The organism is Mesorhizobium sp. M0306, from assembly GCF_040321655.1.
In the GTDB taxonomy this organism is placed as follows: domain Bacteria; phylum Pseudomonadota; class Alphaproteobacteria; order Rhizobiales; family Rhizobiaceae; genus Mesorhizobium.
Genome location: NZ_JAMYRY010000001.1, coordinates 530,891 through 554,778, shown reverse-complemented (window position 1 = coordinate 554,778; position 23,888 = coordinate 530,891). Strand labels below are relative to the sequence as shown.

At 63.2% G+C, this 23,888-nt stretch carries 24 protein-coding genes; 4 read left to right on the top strand and 20 right to left on the bottom strand.

What is annotated here, in order from left to right; all coding sequences use genetic code 11:
* Positions 1 to 7: 7 nt before the first annotated feature.
* From NKI95_RS02790 to NKI95_RS02770, 5 genes are read right to left on the bottom strand one after another with little or no spacing between them, the layout of a single operon-like run.
* A complete protein-coding gene (locus NKI95_RS02790) occupies positions 8 to 391 on the bottom strand; it encodes a hypothetical protein (protein WP_352714048.1) in 384 nt (127 codons plus the stop codon).
* A gap of 42 nt (positions 392 to 433) precedes the next feature.
* A complete protein-coding gene (locus tag NKI95_RS02785) occupies positions 434 to 1,414 on the bottom strand; it encodes a hydroxyacid dehydrogenase (RefSeq protein ID WP_352714044.1) in 981 nt (326 codons plus the stop codon).
* Position 1,415: 1 nt separating this feature from the next.
* A complete protein-coding gene (locus NKI95_RS02780; protein ID WP_352714040.1) occupies positions 1,416 to 2,132 on the bottom strand; it encodes a FadR/GntR family transcriptional regulator in 717 nt (238 codons plus the stop codon).
* Position 2,133: 1 nt separating this feature from the next.
* The gene (locus tag NKI95_RS02775) at positions 2,134 to 3,303 is read right to left on the bottom strand and encodes a mandelate racemase/muconate lactonizing enzyme family protein (protein ID WP_352714036.1); all 1,170 of its coding nucleotides are present in this window, start codon (positions 3,301 to 3,303) and stop codon (positions 2,134 to 2,136) included.
* A 55-nt stretch (positions 3,304 to 3,358) separates the two neighbouring features.
* Positions 3,359 to 4,246, bottom strand: coding sequence for a sugar phosphate isomerase/epimerase family protein (locus tag NKI95_RS02770; RefSeq protein ID WP_352469252.1), 888 nt, complete (start codon positions 4,244 to 4,246; stop codon positions 3,359 to 3,361).
* A gap of 391 nt (positions 4,247 to 4,637) precedes the next feature.
* Between NKI95_RS02770 and NKI95_RS02765 the strand changes: the two genes are divergently transcribed.
* The 3 genes from NKI95_RS02765 (at position 4,638) to NKI95_RS02755 (ending at position 8,114) form a co-directional block, all read left to right on the top strand.
* Positions 4,638 to 5,693, top strand: coding sequence for a sugar phosphate isomerase/epimerase family protein (locus tag NKI95_RS02765; protein ID WP_352714029.1), 1,056 nt, complete (start codon positions 4,638 to 4,640; stop codon positions 5,691 to 5,693).
* Positions 5,694 to 5,847: 154 nt separating this feature from the next.
* Positions 5,848 to 7,035 carry a Gfo/Idh/MocA family protein gene (locus NKI95_RS02760; protein ID WP_352714026.1) on the top strand — a complete coding sequence of 396 codons (1,188 nt, stop codon included), beginning with the start codon at positions 5,848 to 5,850 and terminating at the stop codon, positions 7,033 to 7,035.
* Between the two features lie 227 nt (positions 7,036 to 7,262).
* The gene (locus NKI95_RS02755; protein WP_352714023.1) at positions 7,263 to 8,114 is read left to right on the top strand and encodes a sugar phosphate isomerase/epimerase family protein; all 852 of its coding nucleotides are present in this window, start codon (positions 7,263 to 7,265) and stop codon (positions 8,112 to 8,114) included.
* A gap of 24 nt (positions 8,115 to 8,138) precedes the next feature.
* On the opposite strand, the gene phnE (NKI95_RS02750) is transcribed toward NKI95_RS02755, so the two are convergent.
* The 12 genes from phnE (NKI95_RS02750) to phnG form a co-directional block, all read right to left on the bottom strand.
* On the bottom strand, positions 8,139 to 9,506 hold the full coding sequence (phnE, locus tag NKI95_RS02750) for a phosphonate ABC transporter, permease protein PhnE (protein ID WP_352714019.1): 1,368 nt from the start codon (positions 9,504 to 9,506) through the stop codon (positions 8,139 to 8,141).
* Positions 9,507 to 9,573: 67 nt separating this feature from the next.
* Positions 9,574 to 10,530, bottom strand: coding sequence for a phosphonate ABC transporter, permease protein PhnE (gene phnE / locus NKI95_RS02745; RefSeq protein ID WP_352714016.1), 957 nt, complete (start codon positions 10,528 to 10,530; stop codon positions 9,574 to 9,576).
* 166 nt (positions 10,531 to 10,696) lie between these two features.
* Positions 10,697 to 11,605: a phosphonate ABC transporter substrate-binding protein gene (gene phnD, locus NKI95_RS02740; RefSeq protein WP_352714014.1), complete on the bottom strand. Its 909-nt coding sequence runs from the start codon at positions 11,603 to 11,605 to the stop codon at positions 10,697 to 10,699.
* Positions 11,606 to 11,694: 89 nt separating this feature from the next.
* On the bottom strand, positions 11,695 to 12,543 hold the full coding sequence (gene phnC / locus NKI95_RS02735; protein ID WP_352714013.1) for a phosphonate ABC transporter ATP-binding protein: 849 nt from the start codon (positions 12,541 to 12,543) through the stop codon (positions 11,695 to 11,697).
* 119 nt (positions 12,544 to 12,662) lie between these two features.
* A complete protein-coding gene (locus NKI95_RS02730) occupies positions 12,663 to 13,373 on the bottom strand; it encodes a DUF1868 domain-containing protein (protein WP_352714008.1) in 711 nt (236 codons plus the stop codon).
* 551 nt (positions 13,374 to 13,924) lie between these two features.
* A complete protein-coding gene (locus NKI95_RS02725; protein WP_352714004.1) occupies positions 13,925 to 14,542 on the bottom strand; it encodes a DapH/DapD/GlmU-related protein in 618 nt (205 codons plus the stop codon).
* Positions 14,539 to 15,246 carry a phosphonate C-P lyase system protein PhnL gene (phnL, locus tag NKI95_RS02720; protein ID WP_352713999.1) on the bottom strand — a complete coding sequence of 236 codons (708 nt, stop codon included), beginning with the start codon at positions 15,244 to 15,246 and terminating at the stop codon, positions 14,539 to 14,541. Before phnL ends, NKI95_RS02725 begins: the two co-directional genes overlap by 4 nt.
* Before the next feature lie 211 nt (positions 15,247 to 15,457).
* Positions 15,458 to 16,234, bottom strand: a complete 777-nt coding sequence (gene phnK, locus NKI95_RS02715) for a phosphonate C-P lyase system protein PhnK (RefSeq protein WP_352713996.1) — start codon at positions 16,232 to 16,234, stop codon at positions 15,458 to 15,460.
* Positions 16,231 to 17,142, bottom strand: coding sequence for an alpha-D-ribose 1-methylphosphonate 5-phosphate C-P-lyase PhnJ (locus NKI95_RS02710; RefSeq protein WP_352713992.1), 912 nt, complete (start codon positions 17,140 to 17,142; stop codon positions 16,231 to 16,233). Before NKI95_RS02710 ends, phnK begins: the two co-directional genes overlap by 4 nt.
* Complete coding sequence (locus tag NKI95_RS02705; RefSeq protein WP_352713988.1) at positions 17,139 to 18,251, bottom strand: carbon-phosphorus lyase complex subunit; 1,113 nt, start codon at positions 18,249 to 18,251, stop codon at positions 17,139 to 17,141. The genes NKI95_RS02710 and NKI95_RS02705 overlap by 4 nt, the downstream gene beginning before the upstream one ends.
* 1 nt (position 18,252) lies before the next feature.
* The gene (gene phnH / locus NKI95_RS02700; RefSeq protein ID WP_352713985.1) at positions 18,253 to 18,864 is read right to left on the bottom strand and encodes a phosphonate C-P lyase system protein PhnH; all 612 of its coding nucleotides are present in this window, start codon (positions 18,862 to 18,864) and stop codon (positions 18,253 to 18,255) included.
* Entirely contained in the window at positions 18,864 to 19,325 is a 462-nt protein-coding gene (gene phnG / locus NKI95_RS02695; RefSeq protein ID WP_352713981.1) for a phosphonate C-P lyase system protein PhnG, read from the bottom strand. The genes phnH and phnG overlap by 1 nt, the downstream gene beginning before the upstream one ends.
* Positions 19,326 to 19,461: 136 nt before the next feature.
* On the opposite strand from phnG, the gene phnF reads away from it, so the two are divergent.
* Positions 19,462 to 20,205, top strand: coding sequence for a phosphonate metabolism transcriptional regulator PhnF (gene phnF, locus NKI95_RS02690; RefSeq protein WP_352713977.1), 744 nt, complete (start codon positions 19,462 to 19,464; stop codon positions 20,203 to 20,205).
* Between the two features lie 18 nt (positions 20,206 to 20,223).
* On the opposite strand, the gene NKI95_RS02685 is transcribed toward phnF, so the two are convergent.
* The 3 genes from NKI95_RS02685 to NKI95_RS02675 all read right to left on the bottom strand — a co-directional run bounded on the left by NKI95_RS02685 (position 20,224) and on the right by NKI95_RS02675 (position 23,823).
* The gene (locus NKI95_RS02685; RefSeq protein ID WP_352713974.1) at positions 20,224 to 21,240 is read right to left on the bottom strand and encodes a zinc-binding alcohol dehydrogenase family protein; all 1,017 of its coding nucleotides are present in this window, start codon (positions 21,238 to 21,240) and stop codon (positions 20,224 to 20,226) included.
* Positions 21,241 to 21,307: 67 nt separating this feature from the next.
* On the bottom strand, positions 21,308 to 22,273 hold the full coding sequence (locus tag NKI95_RS02680; RefSeq protein WP_292664616.1) for an ABC transporter permease: 966 nt from the start codon (positions 22,271 to 22,273) through the stop codon (positions 21,308 to 21,310).
* A complete protein-coding gene (locus tag NKI95_RS02675) occupies positions 22,270 to 23,823 on the bottom strand; it encodes a sugar ABC transporter ATP-binding protein (RefSeq protein WP_292664617.1) in 1,554 nt (517 codons plus the stop codon). Before NKI95_RS02675 ends, NKI95_RS02680 begins: the two co-directional genes overlap by 4 nt.
* Positions 23,824 to 23,888: the final 65 nt, after the last annotated feature.

The following is a 23,888-nucleotide window of genomic DNA, read 5'->3' as shown; positions in this document are numbered from 1 at the left end:
GCGCGTGTCAGCGCGACGAGCAGTGGCCGCGTTCGCTGTCCTTGGCGGCGCGTTCGATGCTGGTGGCAATCAGCCAAGGCAGGGTGTACCGCTTGCCGTTAAAGGTCCGGGTGCGGTTCTCGATCGATCCGACAACAACGACCTTGCCGGCATAGAGTTTGTCCGAAAGATCCAGCGCCTTGTCTCGCTGCGGTAGGCGATCGATGTCGATCGAAACACCTTTGATAAGCTTACCAGTAGCGAGGTCGAGTGCGCTGTTCGATGGACAGGGTGCCGCCACGCAGCGCAAGCCGTTGTCGCAGAACACGTAGCTGCCCTGTCCGTTGGCGAAGGCTTGCGCCGTCGCCACGCAGAAGCCGGCGGTCAGCAGGAATTTTGTGACGTGTGCCATGCCGGTACCGTCGCCGGCGAATTCGGGAAAATTAGGGCGCTCTCAGAAATCGGCAGGGAACCGCCGCCGGTAGTGCTCGACCACTTCGGGGTTGCGCAGATTGACCGGCAATCTGTTGGCCAGCACCAGCAAGGCTTCGCCAGCCGCGCCGACGCCCATGCGCATCATCGACTGTTCGGTGATCCCGGCCATGTGCGGGGTGACGATGACATTGTCGAAGCCGAAATAAGGATGGTTGGGCGGCAGCGGTTGTGTTGCAAAAACATCGAGCGCAGCGCCGCCGATGCGGCCCTTCTGCAAGGCCTCGATCAGCGCGTCGTCATCGATCACCGGCCCGCGCGAAACATTGATCAGCAGCGCATCCGGCTTCATCCGGTCAATGCGCTCGCGGCTGATGAGCCCCCGTGTTTCGGGCGTCAGCGGGCAGCACAGAACGATGATGTCGCTCTGCTCGATCAGCGCATCGATCGACAGGAAGCCGACCTTGTCCGGCGCCGGCCGCATGCTGCGCGTCGTCGCCACCACATTCAGATCGAACCCATGGGCCGCGATATGGCCAACCGCCTGGCCGATCGCGCCGAGGCCGACAATGCCGATCGTCTTGCCCGCTAGCTCACTGGCCACGACGGTGTGTTCGCGGCCGGCCAGCCAACCCTTCGCGCGCAAGTCGCGGTCCAACACACGAAAGCGCCTAAGCAGTGCCAGCGCCGCGAACATTACATATTCGGCGACGGATCGCGCGTTCACCCCCGGCACGTTCGCCACCAACACGCCGGCCGCATTGGCCGCTTCCATCGGTACCATGTCCAGCCCGGCGCCGTGGCGGATCGCGGCCCTGAGCTTCAACGCGCCTTCGAAAAGCGCCGCAGGCAAGGGAGCGCGAACGATGATGACATCGGCGTCCCTTGCCTCGGCGGCCAGCGTGTGCGCGTCGAGGGCGGAAGCAACGACGAGTTCGCCGGCCCCTGTCAGTATGGAAGAGGCACGGGGGTGCAGTCTGTGTGTCGACAGGATCTTGGGCATTTCAGGCCTTTTCGAGCGCTGGGCTTTCGGGTTCCGCCCCACGCCCCTCGATCAGCCCCTTCCAGTAGCTTTCCGCGCCTTGCAGGTGGGCGCTCATCAGCGCCTGGGCGAGATTGCCGTCGCGGCGCAGCAGCGCCTCGTAGATCTGGATATGCTCGGCATGGGAGCGCACGCTGCGTTCGGGATCGTTGAAATAGATCGGCAGGCGCAGCTCACCCATCATGTAGTAGACGCTGCAGATATTGTGGAAGACGCTGTTCTTGGTCGCCCGCACGATCTCGAGGTGGAACTCGCGGTCTTCCCGGGCAAGGCCTTCACCGGCGGCGATGCGATCCTCGGAGGCCTTCAGGATCTCGCGCAGCCGCTCGAAATTCTCCTCGGTGGCGCGTGAACAGGCAAGTTCGGCGGCCTTGATCTCGTGGATCTTGCGCAACTCGACCGTCTCGTAGATCTGGATGGGATCGAGCGGCAGGCCGGCGCGGGCGAACAGCGCCATCGCCTCGACGCTCGCCTGCTTCGTATCGATGTAGATGCCGGATTTCGCCCGTCGCTCGACGATGCGCATGGCCTCGAGAATGGCCAGCGCCTCGCGGATCTGGCCGCGGCTGACGCTGAAATGCTCTGCCAGTTCGCGCTCCGACGGCGTGCGGCCCGTCTCCTTGTCCGAATGGGAGAACAGATAGGCGGCGAGTTCCGCGAGAAGGTTCTTTTCTTTCATGTCAGCCGTGTTGCGCGTGCGCCTCCAGGAACCGCTCCGAAATGGTGAATCCCAGCCCGGGTCTATCAGGGATCGCTACCATACCGTCCTTTGCTTCGACAGTCTCTTCGATCAGATCGTGGATCATCGGATTGGCGCCGAGCGAATATTCGACGGTGAAGCTCGCCGGCGAAGCAGCGCAGACATGCAGCCCGGCAAAGAAGCAGGGCGCACCCGCCCAAAGGTGCGGCGCAAAGCGCAGATTAAAGGCGCTGGCGATGGTGCCGATCTTCATCGCCTCGCTGATTCCACCGCAAAAGGCCGGATCCGGCTGGAAGATATCGGCGGATTTGAGTACGGCGAGGTCGCGGAAGGCATAGCGCGTCGCCTCGCTTTCGCCGGTGGCGATCGGGATCGAGCCGCAGGCGCGCACCTCGGCCATGCCGGGCTTGTCGTCGGCGATCACCGGCTCCTCGAACCAGGCGAGATCGAGGTCGCCGGCGAGATGGATGAAGCGCTTGGCTTCGGCCACCGTGTAAGTGCCGTGCGCGTCGACCATCAGGTCGATATCGGGACCGAGCGCCTGTCTTGCGGCGCGAACGCGAGCGGCCGAGATATGTGGGGCGCCGTCCATGGCGCCGACGCGCATCTTCAGCGCCTTGAAGCCGCCGTTGGCGATGTAGGACTGCAGCTGGTCGCCGATGGCTTCCGCAGTGGCCCAGCCGCCGGAAGCATAGGCCGGCATGCGGTCCAGCTTGCGGCCGCCGAGCAGCCGCCAGACCGGAACGCCGAGCGACTTGCCAAGAATGTCCCACAATGCGATGTCGACGGCGCTGATGGCGGCGATGCTCATGCCCCGTCGTGCCAATTGCGGCATGGCATGGCCGGCGCGAGCGGCGCTGTCGTGGCGCGTGCCATTATAGAGCATCTCCCATATGACGCCGATGTCGGCCGGGTCGCGGCCAACCAGCTGCGGGCCGACCTCGTAGTTTAGCAAATGGACGAGAGCGCCGTAGCTGCCGGCGCTGCCGGCGGCATTCTTGCCTTCGCCCCAGCCGACCAGACCGTCGTCGGTTTCGATGCGCAGGATGGCGGCGTCGAATGTCGCCACCTGACCGAAGTCGCTGCGGTGTTGCTTCGCGGCTTCGATCGGTATGCGAACCCACCAGGCTTGGACCGTCTTGATGCGCATGTTCATCCTCGGCCCGGCCGCGGTGAGGCGGAAGGGCTTTTTCCAAACGGCTCAGCTACTTGATCAGCGGCAGCAGCGTTTCCGCATTGATGCGCATCTGGTCGGTGTAGAATTTTTCCGTAAGCACGCTGGAGCCGTGGTCCTGAATGAATTTCAACTGCTCCGGCGAGATGTCGACGGGGTTGCGTTCGACCATGTCGGGATAGGGGGCAGCCGGCGTGCGGTCGACGGGGGCGACGAATTCATTGGTCAGCGCGCCGTCATAGCCGATCTCCTTCAGCGTGCCGACGATCTTCGGCCAGTCGATCTGCCCGAGGCCGGCGGCGAAGCGGTTGTTGTCGGCGACATGGAAGTCGTATAGGCGCTTGCCGACCTGCCGGATGGCGTCATAGACGTTAAATTCTTCCATGTGGATGTGGTAGGCGTCGAGGCAGACGCCGCATTCGGGGCTGACCGCATCGGCCAGCGCCAGTGCCTGGGCGCCGCGGTTGAACAGATAGGTTTCAAAGCGGTTGAGCGGCTCGACCGCGATCTTGACGCCGACCTTCTTGGCGTGGGTGAAGCATTCCCGGGTGGCGTCGACCACCCATTTCCATTCCTCTTCCTCGGTGCCGTCCGGCACCACCTTGCCGACGGTGGCGGGAACCAGCGTGATGATCTCGCCATCAAGTTCGCTGACCATGGTCAGCACGTCCTTGACGTATTGCACGGAGCGCTCGCGCTGGCCCTGGTTCTTGGCGGCGAGATTGCGCTCGCCCAGCATCAGCGTCACCGCTCCCCAGCAGCGAATGCCGTGCTCCTTCAACAGCGCGCGCGTCTCCTTGGGCTTGTATTGTTCGGGTTCGCCGGAAATCTCGATCGACTCATAGCCGAATTTCTTGATGCGCTTGAGCGTCGTTTCCAGCGGCTCCGCCCGCATCCAATTGTGTGTCGAAAGATGCATGGTCTATCCTTCCCAGAATCGCCTGTACCAGTCGCCTGCGGCGCACTCTGCCGAAGCCTGCCGCATGATTCCTCCCCAAGGCGTCCCAGCATTTTTAGCAAACTGGTTCGACCAATTGGGCTTAATGGGAGGTCTACAGTAATTTCATCTGGACGGCAAGAAGTGCTGCCATCAAGCGTTGGCTCATGACTATGCTATTGATTATACTTAAACATGTGGCTTAACTCGGCATGGTTGCAGGGCTGCGGCAGCGCGTCAAACGGCTTGACCAGATTTCGGCATTTGGTAATACCAGAATAGCGGCGCCGAGCGCGCTGTGCAAAGAGACCAAAGAAGCTGGCCCTGTTTTCAATCGGCGCTATGCTTGGTCGTGAAACATAGGGAGATGCCGATGCCGACGACGATGAAGGGGCCTGGTCTGTTCCTGGCGCAGTTTGCGGGCGACGCCGCTCCGTTCAATTCGCTGGCCTCGATCACCGAATGGGCGGCTGGTCTGGGCTACAAGGGCGTGCAGATCCCGACATGGGACGCCCGACTGTTCGATCTCGAGAAGGCAGCCTCCTCCAAGGCCTATTGCGACGAGGTGAAGGGCGTCTGCGCCGATGCCGGCGTCGAGATCACCGAATTGTCGACGCATCTGCAGGGGCAGCTGGTGGCGGTGCATCCGGCCTACGATGCACAGTTCGACGGCTTCGCGCCGGCTGCGGTGCACAACAATCCAAAGGCCAGGCAGCAATGGGCGGTCGAACAGATGAAGTTCGCCGCCAAGGCGTCGAAGAATCTCGGGCTCAAGGCGTCGGTGTCGTTTTGCGGCGCCCTGGCCTTCCCATACCTCTACCCCTGGCCGCAGCGGCCGGCGGGATTGATCGAGGAAGCGTTTGCCGAACTCGGCAAACGCTGGAAGCCGATCCTCGACGTCTATGACGAGAACGGCGTCGATATCGGCTACGAAATCCATCCGGGCGAGGACGTGTTCGACGGCGCGACGTTCGAAATGTTCCTCGATGCGGTCGGCGGCCACAAGCGCTGCAACATCAACTACGACCCGTCGCACTTCCTGCTGCAGCAGCTCGATTATCTCGAATTCATCGACATCTACCACGAGCGGATCAAGGCGTTCCACGTCAAGGACGCCGAATTCAATCCGACCGGGCGGCAAGGCGTCTATTCCGGCTACCAGAGCTGGACCAACCGCGCCGGGCGTTTCCGCTCGCTCGGCGACGGGCAGGTGGATTTCGGCGGCATCTTCTCCAAGCTCACCCAATACAATTACGATTCATGGGCGGTGCTGGAATGGGAATGCTGCCTCAAGCACCCGGAGGATGGTGCGGCCGAAGGCGCTCCCTTCATCCAGCACCACATCATCAGGGTTACGGAAAAAGCGTTCGACGATTTCGCCGGCGGCACGACCGATAAAAAGGTGCTGCGCGGGATGATGGGGATCTAGCACAGATATCCCTCCCCCTCGAGGGGAGGGTGGCCCGGAGGGCCGGATGGGGTCGGTCCATGCCGAGCTTCATGCCCGGCGACCCCACCCCGACGCTACGCGTCGACCCTCCCCTCAAGGGGGAGGGGTATCTCAGATAACGAGGGAGAAAATCATGGTTGGTGCATCGAAGGCGGAAACGGGGGGCGGTCCGATCCGCTACGGCATGGTCGGCGGCGGACAAGGCGCCTTTATCGGCGCGGTGCACCGCATCGCAGCGCGCATGGATAACGAGTTCGTGCTGGTCGCCGGCGCCTTGTCGTCGGATCCGGAGCGCGCTAAGGCCTCGGCCGCCGAGCTTGGGCTCGATCCCGCACGCAGCTACGGCTCTTATGCCGAGATGGCCAAGGCGGAGGCCAAGCGGCCGGACGGCATCGAGGCGGTGGCCATCGTCACGCCGAACAATGTGCACGTGCCGGCTGCCAAGGCTTTTCTCGAGGCCGGCATCCACGTCATCTGCGACAAGCCGCTGGCGACGACGCTGGCCGAGGCAAAGAAGCTGGCGGCGCTGGTCGAAAAGACCGGCAAGGTGTTCGTGCTGACGCATAACTACACCGCCTATCCGATGGTGCGGCAGGCACGCGAGATGGTGGCCAAGGGACAGCTCGGCGATATCCGCATCGTGCAGTCGGAATATCCGCAGGACTGGCTGACCGAAGATCTGGCCGCCACCGGCCAGAAGCAGGCTGCGTGGCGCTCAGACCCCAAGCAGGCCGGTGCCGGCGGCGCGCTGGGCGACATTGGCACGCACGCCTACAACCTTGCCCGTTTCGTATCCGGGCTGGAGCTCGATTCGTTGTCGGCCGATCTCGATGCCTTCGTGCCGGGGAGGCTGCTCGACGACAACATCAATGTGCTGCTGCGCTTTAGGCCGGTCGGCGGGTCGCACCCCGCCAAGGGCATGATCTGGGCAAGCCAAGTGGCGCCCGGCCACGAGAACGGGCTGAAATTGCGCATCTACGGCTCGAAGGGCGGGCTCGAATGGGTGCAGGCCGACCCGAACTATCTCTGGTACACGCCGTTCGGCCAGCCGAAGCAGTTGATCACCCGAAACGGCGCCGGCGCGCTCCCCGTCGCCGGGCGCGTCAGCCGCGTTCCGCCAGGGCATCCGGAAGGCTATCTCGAAGGCTTTGCCAATATCTACCAGGAAGCCGCGCGGGCTATTCGTGCGGCGCGCCAGAAGGGCGGCAAGCCGGCCAAGGATGTCGTCTTCCCGACCGTGGAGGACGGCGTCGAGGGCATGGCCTTCATTGAGGCCTGCGTGAAGTCGTCGAAGAAGAATGGGGCGTGGACGAAACTTTAATCGCTGCGTCCGGTTAACGGGAAGCCCCCCTCACCCGGATTGCCAGCCGAATTGCAAGGGCAATTCGGGGCAATCCGACCTCTCCCCGAGGGGAGAGGAGATCGCCAGCGTTGGCGTCTGCTTCTTCTCCCCAGCGGGGAGAAGGTGGCCGCGAAGCGGCCGGATGAGGGGGCTTGTGGCGAAGTCGCCAGAGGAGCAAGCCCGGCCGTCAAAGGGAGGGGGCGTCGATGAAAATCGGCATGTGCATGTTGTTGTGGACGACCAGTGTCTCGAAAAAACACGAGCCGCTACTCAGGGACATCAAGGCGACCGGCTTCGACGGCGTCGAAATACCGGTCTTCTCCGGCACGCCGGACGACTACAGGAAACTCGGCGAGCTGCTCGACCGTATCGGGCTGCAACGCACCGCCGTCTCGGCGATGGGCGATCCGGCGATGAACCTGATCTCGCCGGATGCCTCGACGCGCAAGGCCGGCATCGACTACATGAAGTCGGCGATCGACTGCGCTCAGGCGCTTGGCGCGAACACGTTGAGCGGCCCGCTGCATTCGACACTCGGGGCCTTCTCCGGCAGCGGGCCGACGGCGGCCGAGAAAAAACGTTCGATCGCTTCGCAGCGCGCCATCGGTGACCATGCCGGCAACAAGGGTGTCACCATCGGGCTGGAGGCGCTCAACCGCTTCGAATGCTATCTGCTCAACACGATGGACGATTTGTCGGAGCATATCGACGCGATCGACCGGCCGCACATCAAGGCGATGTACGACACCTTCCATGCCAACATCGAAGAGGCCGACCCGATCGGCGCCTATTCGCGCAACCGCAAGAACGTCGTCCATATCCATATTTCGGAGAATGATCGCGGCGTGCCGGGCCGCGGCCACATCCCCTGGAAGGAGACTTTCTCAGCCATTCGCAACAGCGGCTATGACGATTGGCTGACAATCGAGGCGTTCGGCCGCTCGCTGAAGGATTTGGCCGGGGCCACCAAGGTGTGGCGCGACTTTTCCGAAAGCCCGGAAGCCGTCTACCGCGACGGCTACAAGCATATCAGGAATGGATGGAGGAAGGCGCCCTAACCGCACGCCTGCGCAACGCCCCCGTTAATCCTGGCCGGCCTGGATCCGGTTGTAGTCGTGGATCGTCCTGCTCAAGCGGCGGCGCAGGAAATTGGAAATGTTGTCGAAGATGAAAACGACGAGCAGGACCAAGAGCACCATGTAGAAGACATTGGCCCAGTTGGAATTGGTGCGCATCGCCTCCCAGAGCTTCAGGCCGATGCCACCGGCACCGACGGCGCCGATGATCGTCGCGCCCCTGGTGTTGGATTCCCACTGATAGAGTGTCTGGCTGATGAAGACCGGGATCACTTCCGGCAGCACGCCATAGCGCTGCACCAGCAAGCCGTTGGCGCCGGTCGACTGGATGCCCTCGCGTGGCTTGTCGTCGATGTTCTCGAGGCCTTCCGAATAGACTTTGCCGAGCGTGCCGATCTCGGTGAAGAAAATCGCGGCGCTGCCGGCAAGCGGACCCGGGCCGAAGGCGCGGGTGAAGAACAGCGCCCAGATCAGCATGTCGACCGAACGCATGAAATCGAAGAACCGCTTGAGCACCTGGCTAAGCAGGCCGCTCGGGGTGATGTTGCGTGCGGCGAAGAAGGCAAGCGGGAAGGCAACGATGCCGCCGAGCAAGGTGCCGAGAAACGCCATGACGATGGTCTGGAACAGCTTCGTCCAGACATCGCCATGCTGCCACTGGGCGTTGTTCCAGATGTTGTCGCCGGCCAGTGCCAGATTGGATGTGCCCGGCTTGAGCTGGGGTCCGGACATCAGCAACGAGACCACGTCGCCGGGTGACTTGCCGAAGAAGGGCGAGCGTGTGTCGAAGACGAAATTCGCCCAGCCAAGGAAGCGCTTGCGGACCTTGACGCGATCGACGGTCATACGGACCTCGCCGGCAAAGCCCATCCTGGCGACGATTTCGTCGTCATGCACGGTGATCCACTCCGGCACCGGGCCGGATATTACCGGTTTGCCGCTGGCCAACGACACCGGCACCGTCCGGCCAAAGGCGACAAGCGTCGCCTCGGCCTTGTCGAAGGTGACGGATTTGGCTCGGCCGTCGATCAGGATGGTGTAGGAGCCGTTGGCATTGGTGATGACCCAATCGGGATGCGGGTCTTCGCCAAGCGCCGAAAAACGCGGGTATCTGGGTGTGATCTGAGGCTGGTCGAGACGGAATTCCGGCTGCAGATCGTAGCTGATCCATTGCGTCAGGAAGAGCGGCAGGCGCTCCCAGTGCGATTCCCTCAGCACTTGCGGCAGGCTGAAGAACCACAAGGCGTAGAGGAGGTAGAGCAGGATGCCGGTGAACAGGACCAGCGGGCCGAAGCGTTTGTACAGGGGCCGCCGGAACACTTGGGGAAAGCGCTCCTCGATCGACTGCATCTCATCGGCGGTCATTGCGGCCATGGGCAGTCTTCTTGTTGATTTGCCATGATCTTTTCCAAAAACCGGAATCCACTTTTTGGGATCATGGTCAGGCGCCCATCATGAATGCCTGCTCACCGACGAGCTTGCGGCGTAGCCAGGCGGAAAACTGGTCGACGAGGAAGATCGTCGTGAACAGCAGCAGCACCAATGCCAGCGTCTTGGCGCCGAAACCGCGCGAGATGGAGAGCTTCAGTTCCTCGCCGATGCCGCCACCACCGACCGCGCCGATAATGGTCGAGATACGCACATTGATCTCGATCCTGAGCAGCGTGTAGGACATGAAATTGGGCAGCACTTGCGGCAGGCCGGCAAAGCGCACGCGCTCGAACCAGTTGGCGCCGACCGCGCGCAGGCCTTCTTCGGCGCGCATGTCGATGTTTTCATTGATCTCGTAGAAGAGCTTGCCGAGGGCGCCGATCGAATGCAGGCCGATGGCGATGATGGCCGCGACCGGGCCGGTCGAGAGGATGGCTGCGAACAGGCCGGCAATGACGATCTCCGGGAAGGCGCGAAGCAGTTCCATGAAGCGCTTGACGACGAGCCTGAGCACCGGACTGGGCGTCAAGTTGCGCGCGGCGATGAAGGAAAAGGGCACCGCAAAGACAAAGCCGATGAAAGTGGAAACCAGCGCCACGTTAAGCGTGGTGAGCATCAGCTCGAAATATTCGGGTAGATAAAAGCCGCCCCAGAGATAGACGCGACCAAGCGGGAAATTGAACTCCTGGCTGCCCTTGTCGTGCGGCGATGCGATGTCGAACAGCGCCCGCCAGACGTCGTTCCAGTCCTTGGGAACAAGCCAACTAAGGAAATCCAGTATGTGCGGTAGCCGATCGAAGAAATGCCCCGCATTGGCCTCGTCGGCGAACCACATGGCTGTGCACATGGCGACAAGCAGTAAGCCGATGCCGAGCGCCGTGTAGAACCGGCGCAAGGACGTCTGGCGTCGCCAGGCGTCTGCTGCCTGCCGGACCGCGTCTGAACGAATTGTAGCGGCGAAGGTCATACGGGGTCACGAGCGGACACGCAAAAAGGGCGGCGACCGCATCGGCCCGAAAGTCGAAGTTCGACTTTCGGAAAGCACGATGCGGCATCTAAGTGTTAGAGCGTACTTTGTGCGTCCAAGTGGACGCACGTCGCTCTAATGGACGCCGCCCTTTCCGCAATTGTCGTCAGCCGCCGATCGCGGCTTTGCGGGCTTCGACGATGACGCTGTAGAAGTCCGGCTTCACCGGAACGTAGCCGGTGAAATCGCCGCCTTCGATGGCCTCGAAGCAGGGCTTGTCCTTGGCCGGCAGGCTGGTGAAGAAGTTGGCGAGCTTGGCGGTCATATCGCCGCCGAGCGCGGTGCGCACGACCAGCGGGCCGTTCGGGATCAGGCCAGAACGCCAGACTTCGACGAAGTCGTTGGGGTCGACGGCGCCCTTGGCGACTTCCTTGTGGAAGGTGCCGGACGTGTAACCGTTCTTGAAGTCGCCGATGCCGGAAGAATCGTCAACCGCCACGTCGACCTTGCCGTCGCGGACGGCGAGAACGTTGTTCTCGTGACCGCCATTGAACTGCGTCGAGGCGAAGAAGGTTTCGTTCGAAGCGCCGGTGTCCTTCGGGATCTGGGTCAGCGGGATCAGATAGCCGGAGGTCGAATCCGGGTCGGCATAGCCGAGCTTCTTGCCCTTTGCCGACTTGATGTCGGTGATGCCGGACGACTTCAGCGCCAGGCCAATCGAATAATAACCGGTCGCGCCGTCGGTCTGCTGGGTGGTGAGGATCGGGGTGACGGCGTTCGGATCCTTGAGATAGACGCTGGCATAGCCTGACGCGCCAAGCTCGGCGAAATCGAGCGTGCCGCCGAGCAGGCCCTGGATGACGCCATCATAGTCGGCAGCCGGGAACAGCGAGACCTTTTCGAAACCGAATTCGGTCTTCAGATGATCGGCGAGGCACTGAAAGTTGCGCAGCCGGTCCGCTTCGTTCTCGCCGCCGAGAATGCCGACGCGGAATTCCTTGATATCCTGGGCGTGAGCAGCACTTGCTGCGATGGCGAGCAATGAAACCGCACCGAAAACCATCTTCCTGAACATTATCTCTCTCCTGTTGGTCCCGGCCTCGCGCCGGTAGCGTTCGAATTTTTGACGGGTGCCTTTGACGCGGGCGAGCGATCAGGCCGTTCTCAGCAACCAGGAAACGCTGGCTCGAGCGGTCCGGCGGATGCAGCGATCTTCTGTTTGACGGCGACAATGGTCGAGGTGATGGCCTCGGAGATTTCGGCGCCATTGCTGTCGGCGCCGTAGACCATGCGCACGGCCTCGCGGTTGAGGTCTTCGGGCGGGCCGTCGAAGACCACCTTGCCGGCGGCCATGCCGACGATGCGGTTGCAATAGTTGCGGGCCGTATCAAGCGTATGGAGATTTGTGATGACGGTGATGCCTTCGCGCAAATTGATGTCCTGCAGCGAATCCATCACCACCTTGGCGTTGAGCGGGTCGAGCGAGGCGATCGGCTCGTCGGCGAGCAACACCTTCGGCTGTTGCATCATGGCACGCGCAATCGCAACGCGCTGCTGCTGGCCGCCGGAAAGGGTGCCAGCAGGCTGCAGCGCGGTGCGGGCGATGTCGAGGCGCTCGAGAGCTGCAACCGCCTCGGCGCATTCGCCGCGGGAAAACATGCCGAACAGGTTGGACAGGGTCGAACGGTGGTTGAGCCGGCCGAGCAGCACATTGGTCAGCACGTCGAGGCGCGGCACCAGGTTGAATTGCTGGAAGATCATGGCGCAGTCGCGCTGCCAGCGCCGGAGCGGCGAGCCGCGCAACCCGGAGACCTCGACGCCGTCGAACAGGATGGATCCCTGGCTCGGATCGATGAGGCGGTTGATCATGCGCAGAAGCGTCGATTTGCCGGCGCCGGAGCGGCCGATGATGCCGACCATCTGGCCTTGCGGAATGGAGATGTGAACATTGCTGACGGCGGTGTTCTTGCCGAACCGTCGGGTGACGCCGCGGATTTCGAGCGTAGCTGACATGGTGCAGGCTCCAGTCCAGTCGCAATTGAAGGTCTGTTAACTCTCGCTAGCGCAGCCGCATGAACCTGCGGTGTCGGATTGATGTCAGTTTTGTTACCGCCCACAGCCTCGCAGCGCGATCAACCCAGCACAACAAGCTCCTCGAAATGCTTCATGTCGCTGAAGCTGCAGAAAGCCGGTGGTCGCAGCTCGATCACCGGTGCCTGATGCGCAAGGAGCGACAGGCAGTCATCGAACAGATCCTGCCATGCGGATGCCCGGTCGTCGTCCAGGCGCCGAATCGGGTAGGCGAAGGTGATGTGGAACACATAGTTGTCGTGGTCGGGATGCCGGTATCCGAACGGCACCGACAGGGCATCGCGCCAGGAACGCATAACGCGCCGGTCCTCGGTGGAAGCGCCGGCGACGGTCAGGCCAGTCGGTACGATTTCAACGACCCTGACGTTGAAAGCACCGCAGCCTTTGAAGCCGTTCAGGCGTTCCAGATAGAGGCGGGTCATGGCGTCGATGCTGGTGTCGAGGGGCACGTCCTGCGGCCAGTAGGGAAGGCGGCGGCGATGTTCGATGATGCCCTGGAAGCGCGTCATGTGCAGGCTGGAGACCGGCGTGAAGGCCAGCCGGTCGGCATCGGGCATCGCGCGCATCCGCTCACGCACCTCGATGACCCCCGCTTCTGAAGCCGAGCCATTGACGAGATGGCAGACGACCGTGTTGCCGGGCTCGTTGAGAAAATTACCAGAGGTGTCGTAGCGCCTGCCGAGATGCAGCGGAGGGGTCGGGTTGGCGCCGGCAAAGAATCCGGCGAGCGAAGGTTTGACTGAAACAGGCATTGCGATCTCCAGAGGAAAGGCCGCGTCCTGCCCCGACGATGTGTCAGGGACATGAAAACCGTGCCAAGAAGTAGAATATCAAAGGCAGGATTCGCCAAGCGATTCTGCCGGGGTTGCACATCATCAAGATTGAAATAAAGATTCAAATCCGTATCAAAGAGAGGCTTCCTAATTGCTACGTTGGCGCCAGTGGTTGCGGCTGTATGCTGCAGGGGTAGTCGCTGCGATAAGTTTCACAGTGGCCCTGGTTTTGATGTCCGTATATCGGGTTGGTAGCTTGAACCATCCAATATCGGGATACTTGTACAATTATGGAAATGGGCGCGACGCGGCCATTATTCTAATGATTCTCATTTTTTTAATCGCGTTAGTTACGATAAATTTCGCAAATAAGATTGAAGAAAAACAAAAATCACTTGTAGATATTGGTTATGACAAAAAATTTATAGAACTTATCAGGTTAAATCAGACTGGTGTTGCTATTCTAATCACGTTAGGATTTCTTTCTATTATTTTGGACATTTGCCTGAGCGGCTGACTTATTCGGGGCGTCAACCCCCATGCTTCTCCAAAAACTGATTGGCCGACAGTTCCCGAAAATCGTCGAGCGTGGCGCGCAGCCGGGCGTGATCCCAGTCCCACCAGGCGAGCGCCTGGTAGCGTTCCGCAGTGCGGCGGTCGAAGCGTTCGCGGATCGGCTTGGCCGGTACGCCGCCGACAATGGTGTAGGGGGCCACATCCTTCGAGACGACCGCCCCGGCACCGACCGCCGCGCCATCGCCGACGGTGACGCCGGGCAGGATGGTCGAGCCGTGACCGAGCCAGGTGTCGTGGCCGATGGTGACGCGTTTGGCGCGGCGCTGAGCGAAGAATTCGCTCTCGTGCTCGGCGTCGTCCCAATAGTCGGAGGCGCGATAGGTGAAATGGTGTAGCGTCGGCCGCCAGGTCGGATGATTGGTGGCATTGATGCGCACGCTAGCGGCGATGTTGGCGAATTTGCCAATCGTCGCGCACCAGACGGCGCAGTCCTGCATCATGTAGGAATAGTCGCCGAGAATGCTCTCGGAGACCCGGCTGCGTTCGGCGATCTCGGTCCAGCGGCCAAGCGTCGAGCTCTCGATCTCCGCCGTCTCGTGGACCAGCGGCGCCTCCGACAATTTCCTCGTCATGCCGCGATTTTCCCCGCGGCGAAGGCGGTCACGTCGATGATGCGATCGGCCACAGCCTCGCGCACGTCGTGATCGTGGAAGATGCCGAGCAAAGCGACGCCCGCCGCCTTCTTCGCGGCGATCAGGGAAATCACCACGTCGCGGTTCCTGGCATCGAGCGAGGCGGTCGGCTCGTCGAGCAGCAGGATCGGGTGCTCGGTGATGAAGCCGCGCGCGATGTTGACGCGCTGCTGTTCGCCCCCGGAGAACGTCGCCGGCGGCAGCGCCCAGAGCTTCTCCGGCAGGTTCAACTGCGCCAGCAAGGCGCGCGCCTTACCGCGCGCTACTTCGCGCTCTTCGCCGCGCTCGACCAGCGGTTCGGCCACGACATCGAGCGCCGAGACGCGCGGTACAGTGCGCAGGAACTGGCTGACATAACCGATCGTGAGCCGGCGCACAGCTAGCACGGTGCGCGGGCTGGCCGAAGGCAGGTCAATCAGCCCGTCCTCGTGCTGGACGATGATCTGGCCTGCGTCGACGGCATAATTGCCGTAGAGCATTTTCAGGATCGAGCTCTTGCCGGCGCCGGACGGGCCGCCGAGCACGGAGCATTCGCCGGCCCTGATCGCGAACGAGACACCGGCGACCACCGGCAGTTTGATGCCGTCGCGCAGATGCATGGTGAAGCTCTTGGCGACATCGGAGACAACGAGCGGGGTCGGCATCAGAAGGTTCTCCAATCGTCGTTCGTTTGCGGGCCAGCACCCCCCTCTGCCTTGCCAGGCATCTCCCCCTCAAGGGGGGAGATCGGCAGCCTTTTCGTTGCGCCTGTTCTGCAACGTTGAAGACTGGCGAAACCGAGAGCGACAGCCAATCTCCCCCCTTGAGGGGGAGATGGCCGGCAGGCCAGAGGGGGGTACGGCGGAGCAATCATCTTCAGACCTGTAGAATCGAGGAAACAAGCAATTGCGTGTAGGGCGCGCGCGGATCGTCGAGGACGCGGTCGGTGAGGCCGCTTTCGACGACGCGGCCGTCCTTCATCACCATCATGCGCTGCGACAACAGCCGCGCCACCGCGAGGTCGTGGGTGACGACGATGGCTGCCAGGCCAAGGTCGGTGACCAGCCCGCGCAACAGATCGAGCAGGCGCGCCTGCACCGAGACGTCGAGGCCGCCGGTCGGCTCGTCCATGAACACCAGCCGTGGGCCGGTAACGAGGTTGCGGGCGATCTGCAGGCGCTGGCGCATGCCGCCGGAAAAGGCGCGCGGCTCGTCGTCGATGCGGTCTTCGTCGATCTCGACACGCGACAACCAGTCGACCGCCGTCGCACGGATTCTGCCATAGTGACGGTCGCCGACCGCCATCAGCCGCTCGCCGACATTGGCGCCGGCCGACACCGTCATGCGCAGCCCGTCGGCGGGGTTCTGATGGACAAAGCCCCAATCGGTGCGCATCAGGAAGCGGCGTTCGGCCTCGCTCATGCGATAGAGTTCGCGGAACTGGCCGTCGCGCATCCGATAGCTGGCGGCGCCTGAAGAGGGCAGCAGCCGCGTCGACAGGCAGTTGAGCAGCGTCGTCTTGCCGGAACCGGATTCGCCGACCACCGCCAGCACCTCGCCCGGCCACAAATCGAAGGTGACGTTTTCACAGCCGACGCGCGAGCCGTAGAATTTGGACAGCGCCGAGACGCGCAGCAGCGGTTCGTCGGTCATTGCGCCGGCTCCGTTTTTTCCAGGGCAAGAGGGGTTTCAGGCGCAAGGTGGCCGCGATGGCCTTGTTCGCGCCGCTTCTCGCAATGATCGGTATCGGAGCAGACGAACATGTGGCCGCCATGGTCGTCGAGGATGACCTCGTCGAGATAAACGTTCTCGGCCCCGCACAGTGCGCAGGGCTGGTCGAAGGTCTGTACCTCGAACGGATGATCCTCGAAGTCGAGACTGACCACATCGGTGAAGGGCGGCAGTGCATAGATGCGCTTTTCGCGGCCGGCGCCGAACAATTGCAAAGCCGGCGAACGGTGCATCTTCGGATTGTCGAACTTCGGTGTCGGCGAGGGATCCATCACATAGCGGCCCTCGACCTTGACCGGATAGGCATAGGTCGTGGCGATGCGGCCGTGCCTGGCGATATCCTCGTAGAGTTTTACATGCATCAGACCATACTCCTCCAGCGCATGCATTTTGCGCGTCTCCGTCTCGCGTGGCTCGAGGAAGCGCAGCGGTTCGGGGATCGGCACCTGGTAGACCAGCACCTGACCGGCCGCCAAAGGGTGTTCGGGGATACGGTGGCGGGTCTGGATGACGGTCGCCTTGGCCGTCTCGGTGGTGACGGCGACATTGGCGACCTTCTTGAAGAAGGCGCGGATCGAAACCGCATTGGTGGTGTCGTCGGCGCCCTGGTCGATGACCTTGAGCACATCATCCGGGCCGATGATCGAAGCGGTGACCTGGACGCCGCCGGTGCCCCAGCCATAGGGCATCGGCATTTCGCGCGAGGCGAACGGCACCTGATAGCCAGGAATGGCGATGCCCTTGAGGATGGCGCGGCGGATCATCCGCTTGGTCTGCTCGTCGAGATAGGCGAAGTTGTAGGTGGCTATATCCGCTGGTTGTGCACTCATTCCGCTGCCTCCCTCTCCTCTTCGCCCTTGCCGGCGTTTTCGCGGGCATCATGCTCGGCGCGCATGCGGCGCACGAGGTCGAGCTCGGCCTGGAAGTCGACATAGTGCGGCAGCTTCAGATGCTCGACGAAGCCGGTCGCCTGGACATTGTCGGAATGCGAGATGACGAACTCCTCGTCCTGCGCGGCGGAGACGACGTCCTCGCCGAGTTCCGAGGCGCGTAGAGCGCGGTCACATAGCGCCATGGCCATCGCCTTGCGCTCGCTCTGGCCGAAGACGAGGCCGTAGCCGCGGGTGAATTGCGGCGGCGCCTTGGCCGAGCCCTTGAACTGGTTGACCATCTGGCATTCGGTGACGCGGATGCTGCCGAGCGGCACGGCAAAGGGCAGTTCCGGCACGTCCAGTTCCAGTTCGACCTCGCCGATGCGAACCTCGCCGACGAAGGGATGGTTGCGCGCGTAGCCGCGCTGGGTGGAATAGCCGAGCGCCAGCAGAAACCCCTCGTCGCCGCGCGACAACGCCTGCAGGCGGATGTCACGCGCCATCGGGAATTCGAGCGGCTCGCGGGTGATGTCGCCGGGGACATGATCCCCAGGCATGTCGCCGTCGGGCTCGATCAGGCCTTCGCGGGCGAGGATGGCCGAGACGCGCGGCATCGCCTCCGCTTCGCCTGCACGCTGTTCCGGTTCGGCGACATCGCCGCCGGCGGCAAGCTCGGGATCGAGCAGCCGGTGGGTGTAGTCGAAGGTCGGGCCGAGCAGCTGGCCGCCGGGCAGGTCCTTGTAGGTCGCCGACACGCGCCGCTCGACCAGCATCGTGCCGGTGTCGATCGCCCTGGTGTAGCCGAAACGCGGCAGCGTGGTGCGATAGGCGCGAACCAGGAAGATCGCCTCGATCATGTCGCCGCGCGCCTGGACGATGGCGAGTGCCGCCAGTTCGCGATCATAAAGCGAACCTTCGCTTATCACTCGGTCGACGCCGAGCGCCAGCTGCTCGACGATCTGGTCGAGCCGAAGTGCGGGCACCGAACGATCGCCGCGCCGGCGGTCGGCGAGCAGTTTGTGAGCATTGCGAATGGCCGCTTCGCCACCCTTTACCGCGACGTACATGCTACGCCTCCATGATCTTGATGCGCGTCGTACGCGGCAGGCAGGCAATTGCGTCGGTGGTGGCGAGGATGACGTCGACGCCACGCGGAAAGCGCTGGTTGTTCTGCTTCCATTGCTCGACGAAATGACGCGGCATTTGCGCCGGCGCGATCGTCGCCGTCGTCTCGATGCCGGGGCCTTCGAGCAGCAGCGGAGCGCCGGAGACGAGATCGCCGACCTCGAGGATCAGCGTCGTGGAGCGATCGGGATAATCCTGGGTGCCTTGCGAAAAGCCGTCGAGCGCCATCATCTCGGCCGGCGTGGCGATCAGCGCGAAATGCGCGTCGGCCGGGGTGTTGGCCAGCGGCGCGCCGGTATGGAAGCCAAGCCAGGATTTCATCGCCGCCGACCCCTGCAAAACCAGGTCGAGCCAGAGCGGCGTGTCGTTGTCGCACAGCGCCAGCGCAATGGCGCCGGCGGTGACCGATAGCGGCGCCGGCGGCTGGGCGAGGGCCGGCAGCGGCTGCACGCTGCCCGGGCGCACCATCGCGTCCATGACGACACGGAATACGGTCTGGGCGTTGAACACCGGGTCGGCAAAGCCGCCTTCGATCGATTGCACAGCAGCGTCCATCAGTCTTCTCCGCGCACCATGGTGAAGAAATCGACCTTGGTCGCCGCCGTCTCGGCGCGGCGCTGGTCACGCGCCTTGGCCAGTGCCGCTTGCAAGGGCGCGACGATCCTGGTCTCGACCTCGTTGCGGTAGGCAGGATCCTGCCAGAGCGCGTCGGCGATTGCCGCCAGCCTTGCCTTCTGCTTGTCGCGGCCGAGCGCATAGCAGTGGCCGACATGGCCGGACGCAAGCCGCACCGTGGCGCGGGTGACCGTCGCCTCGCCAACATTGAAGGGCGCGCCGCCGCCGCCAATGCTGCCACGCACGGTAACCAAGCCGGTTTCGGGGCCACGCAGAAGTTCCGCCTCAGAAGGCAGGCCGGCTTCGTCCCAGAGGCGGACGATATCGTCGCCGGCCGATTGGGCCAGCGTCGCCATCAAGGCCTTGCGCTCGGCCTGCTCTCGCACTTCCCGTCCTCGCATGGCCGGTGCTCCTCGTCTGCGTTCATTTGTCTATTGATATAGACAATTATACAAATTATATCTATTTTCTAATGCGTGTCCATGACGAGTGCATGACACGAGGAAAATGTCTGGGGCAAAAAGATCGGGGGCGGAAATGATCGGGCAGCCCAGCAGCATCGAGCGGCGCAGCGGTGTCGCGCTGTGGCGGCAGATCGCCGACCAGATCCTGCATTCGATCGCCGTCGGCGATTTTCCCGAGAATGCCGCGCTGCCGCCCGAGATCGCGTTGGCCGAACGCTATGGCGTCAACCGCCATACGGTGCGCAGCGCCATCGCAGCGCTGGTGCAGGAGGGTGTGCTCAGGGCGGAGCAGGGGCGCGGCACCTTCGTGCTTTCGCGCAGGCGGCTGTCCTATCCGATCGGCGCGCGCACCCGCTTTTCGGAGGGATTGCAAGGACAGGCGTCCGAGCGGCATATCACCTTGCTCGCGTCATCGGTCGAGCCGGCCAACCGTCGTGTCGCAGAGGGCTTAGGCCTTGCGAAGGGGGCCGATGTGATACGCCTGGAAACGCGCGGCGAAGCCGATGGAATGCCGGTGTCCCGCGCTGCCGGCTGGTTCGATGCCAGGCGCTTTGCCGGCATCGATGCCGCCATGGCGGAAACCGGTTCGATCACGGCATCGCTGGCACGTTTCGGCATCGACGACTATCTCCGGCAATCGACAGTGCTGTCGGCGCGCCATGCGGATGCCGCCGACCTTGCCGACCTCGAGCTGCAGCCCGGCGCCATCGTGCTGGTGACGGTCGCCGTCAACGTCACGCCCGACGGTCAGCCGATACAGTTTTCGGAGTCGCGCTTCCCGGCCGAGCGGATCGAGCTCAAACTGTCGGCGCTCTGAGATGCGCCAGCCCTGGCATCATCCGACCTGAATGACAGCCTTGATCAGGCCGGACTTCTCATGCGCCCAGCGGGCGAGGTCACGCGGCGTCTCGCCAAGCGTGGTGCGGTGGGTGACCAGCTTTGCCAGCGGCACCGCGCCGTTGCGGATCGAGGCGGCGACATGGTCGAAATCGGCACGCAGGGCGTTGCGGCTGCCGATCAGCATCATCTCGCGCTTGTGGAATTCGGGATCGGAAAAGGCGATGTCGTCCTTGACGACGCTGACCAGGACCAGCGCCCCGCCATGCGCGACATGGGCGAAGGCCGACTGCACCGACCGGGTGCTGCCGGTGGCGTCGAAGACCACATCGAAGCCGTCGCCGCCGGTTGCTTCCCGCACCAGGTCGGCAGCGGTGCCTCGCGAGCCGTCGAGGGTCGCGAAGCCGAGTTCGCTTTCGGCGAAACCCAGCCTCTCCGCACTCATGTCGAGCAGCGTCACGTCGAGCCCGGCGATGCGGGCGAACAGCGCCGTGCCGAGCCCGATCGGGCCGGCGCCGATGACCAGCGTGCGCGCACCTGGATCAACCAGCGAGCGCCGCACGGCATGGGCGCCGATCGCCAGGAATTCGACGGCGGCGGCATCGGCCAGCGACAGGCCGTTTGCCGGATAAAGATTTTGCGCCGGCACCAGGAGCTGCTCGCACATGGCGCCGTCGCGGTGGACGCCGAGCACCTCGATCCTGATGCAGCAATTGGGCTTGCCTTGCCGGCAGGCGATGCATTTGCCGCAGGCGAGATAGGGATTGACGATCACCGCTTCGCCGACGGCGAGATCGACGTCCTCGCCAACCTCGATCACGGTGCCGGAAACCTCGTGGCCCATGATGCGGGGATAGGCGAGGAACGGGTGCTTGCCTTCGAAGATGTGATAGTCGGTGCCGCAGATGCCGACATGGCTGACGGCGACCAGCGCCCAGCCGGCGGGCGGCGCGCCAGGCGCCGGGCGATCTTCGAGGACAAGTTCGCCGGGCGAGCGGCAGACGACGGCTTTCATGCTTCAATCCAGTCGGTTCATGGCACCGCCGGCTCTGCTGTCGCGAGGCCGGCTGTTGGGAGGCGATCTATTTGCCGCGGCGGCGCAGCCCGTCGAAATAGACTATGACGATGATCAGCACGCCGGTGATGATGCGCTGCCAGAAGGCGTTGACGTTAAGCAGATTGGCGCCGTTGTTGATGGTGGCAAGGATGAAGGCGCCGAGCAGCGGCCCGTGCACGGAGCCGACAGCGCCGAACAACGAGGTGCCGCCGATCACCGAGGAGGCGATCGCCTGCAATTCCCAGCCCTCGGCCTGCGTCGGATTGCCGATGCCGATGCGCGAGGCAAGCAGCACGCCGACGAAGGCCGCGCACAGCCCGGACAGCGTGTAGGCCATGTAGATGGTGCGCTGGACGTTGACGCCCGACAGACGCGACGCCTCGGCGTTGGAGCCGACCGAGAACAGATAGCGGCCCCAGCGGCTGTGGTGCAGGAAGATGTAGGCCGGGATGCCGACCAGGATCACCATCCAGAACAGATTGGGGACGCCGACGAAGGAACTGCGCGAGAACGTCTGGAAGGCGTCGTTGTTGATCGAGATCGAGTTGCCGTTGGTCATCAACAGGCCGATGCCGCGCAGCGAGGTCAGCGTTGCCAGGGTGATGATGAAGGGCGGCAGGCCCATCTTGACGATGCCGAAGCCATGGAACATGCCGATGGCGACGCCGACCAGCAAGGTGATCAGGATGGCGAGGAAAACCGGTGTGCCGGCGTTGATCAGCATCGCGACGATGACGGTGGCGAAGCCGACCACGGCGCCGACGGAAAGGTCGATGCCGCCGGTGATGATGACGAAGGTCTGGCCGACCGCCAGGATGGCGATCATCGACCCTTGCCGCAACAGGTTGGAGATGTTGTTGGCGGAGGCGAAGCTCGGCGTCGCCACCGACAGGATGACCCACAAAAGAACCAGCAGCGCCAGCAGTGTCAGCCCGAACAGGGCGTTGTAATTGCGTTTCGGCCTTTCGACAGCGATCGCCTCGGTGCTCATATCCGTCCTCCCGGTTTTTCTTGTTTCTCGGCCAGCGCCTGGGTGAGGATCTCCTCGTGGTCAGCGGTACGAAACCCATGCGTGGCCACCAGCTTGCCGCGCCGGAACACGTGCAGCGTGTCGGCGAGCTCATAGACCTCCGGCAGGTAGGACGAGATCAGGATGATGCCGGCTCCCTTGGACAGCAGCGCGCCAAACAGGCGGTAGATCTCGGCCTTGGTGCCGACATCGACGCCGACAGTCGGCTCGTCGAAGATGAACAGCTTGGCGCCATGGGCGAGCCATTTGCCGATGACGATCTTCTGCTGGTTGCCGCCGGACAGGCTGGAGGCCAGCGCGCCGCGCGTCGGCGTCTTGATGCGCAGGTCGGCGATCTGGCGATCGGCTTGCGCCTTTTCCTGCGCGCGGGAGATCAGCAGATTATTCGAGATGCGCTTGTAAATCGGCAGATTGAGGTTGAGCCCGACCGGCAGGTTGAGGCAGAGGCCCTGGTCGCGGCGGCTTTCCGGGGCCAGCGCCATGCCGAGCCTGATCGCGTCATGTTCGGAATTGACCTTGACCTCCTTGCCCTCCCACAGGATCTGGCCGGCCGATTTGCGGTGCCGGCCATAGAGCGTGGTGACGAACTCGCTGCGGCCGGCGCCGATCAGGCCGTAGAGGCCGACGATCTCGCCGGCGCGGACGGACATCGAGACATTTTCGAAACCCTTGCCGGACAGGTTCCTGGTTTCTACAAGCATCGCGCCGGGGGTGAAATGCTCCTTGTGGTAGACCTGCTCGATCGAGCGGTTGATCATCATCTTGACCAGCTCGGCGTCATTGGTCTCGGCGATATTCCTGGTGCCGACCAGCGTGCCGTCGCGCAGCACCGAGACGCGGTCGGCGAGCTCGAACACTTCTTCCATGCGATGGCTGATGTAGATGATGGTGACGCCTTCGCCCTTCAGCCGGCGGATCAGCGTGAACAGCTGGTCGGCCTCCTTGCGGGTGAGGTAGGCGGTCGGTTCGTCGAAGATCAGGAATTTGGTGCCGCGCACGGTGGCGCGGGCGGCGGCGATCAGTTGCTGCTGGCCGATGGTCAGGTCACCCAGCATGACATGCGCCGGCAGGTCGAAGCCGAGATCGTCGATGATCTTCTGCGCCTGCCTGACCATCGCCCGCTGCTGCAGGATGCCGAAACGTGCATCCTCCTCGCCGAGGAACATGTTGGCGGCGACGGTGAGATGGCGGCACAGGACGACTTCCTGATGCACGGCATTGATGCCGAGCGCCATCGCCTCATGCGGCGTTGCCAATGCGGCAGGCTTGCCCTCCCAGATGACGTCGCCGGAGGTGCGCGGCATGACGCCGGTCAGAAGCTTGATCAGGGTGGATTTGCCGGCGCCGTTCTCGCCGACGATGGCGTGGATCTCGCCGGCCTTGAAGGCGAGGTCGACAGGCTTCAGCGCGTGGGTGCCGGGATAGCGCTTTTCCAGCCCTTGCAGTTCGAGAATGGTCCTGCCCGGTTCCAGCGTTGGGGCCGGATGGAGTTCCTGCGCCGTCGACATCATGACAATCCTCCCAGATTGGCCCCCAAAGATTGGCCTCGCGATTGGCACGAGTGGGATGTTTCCGG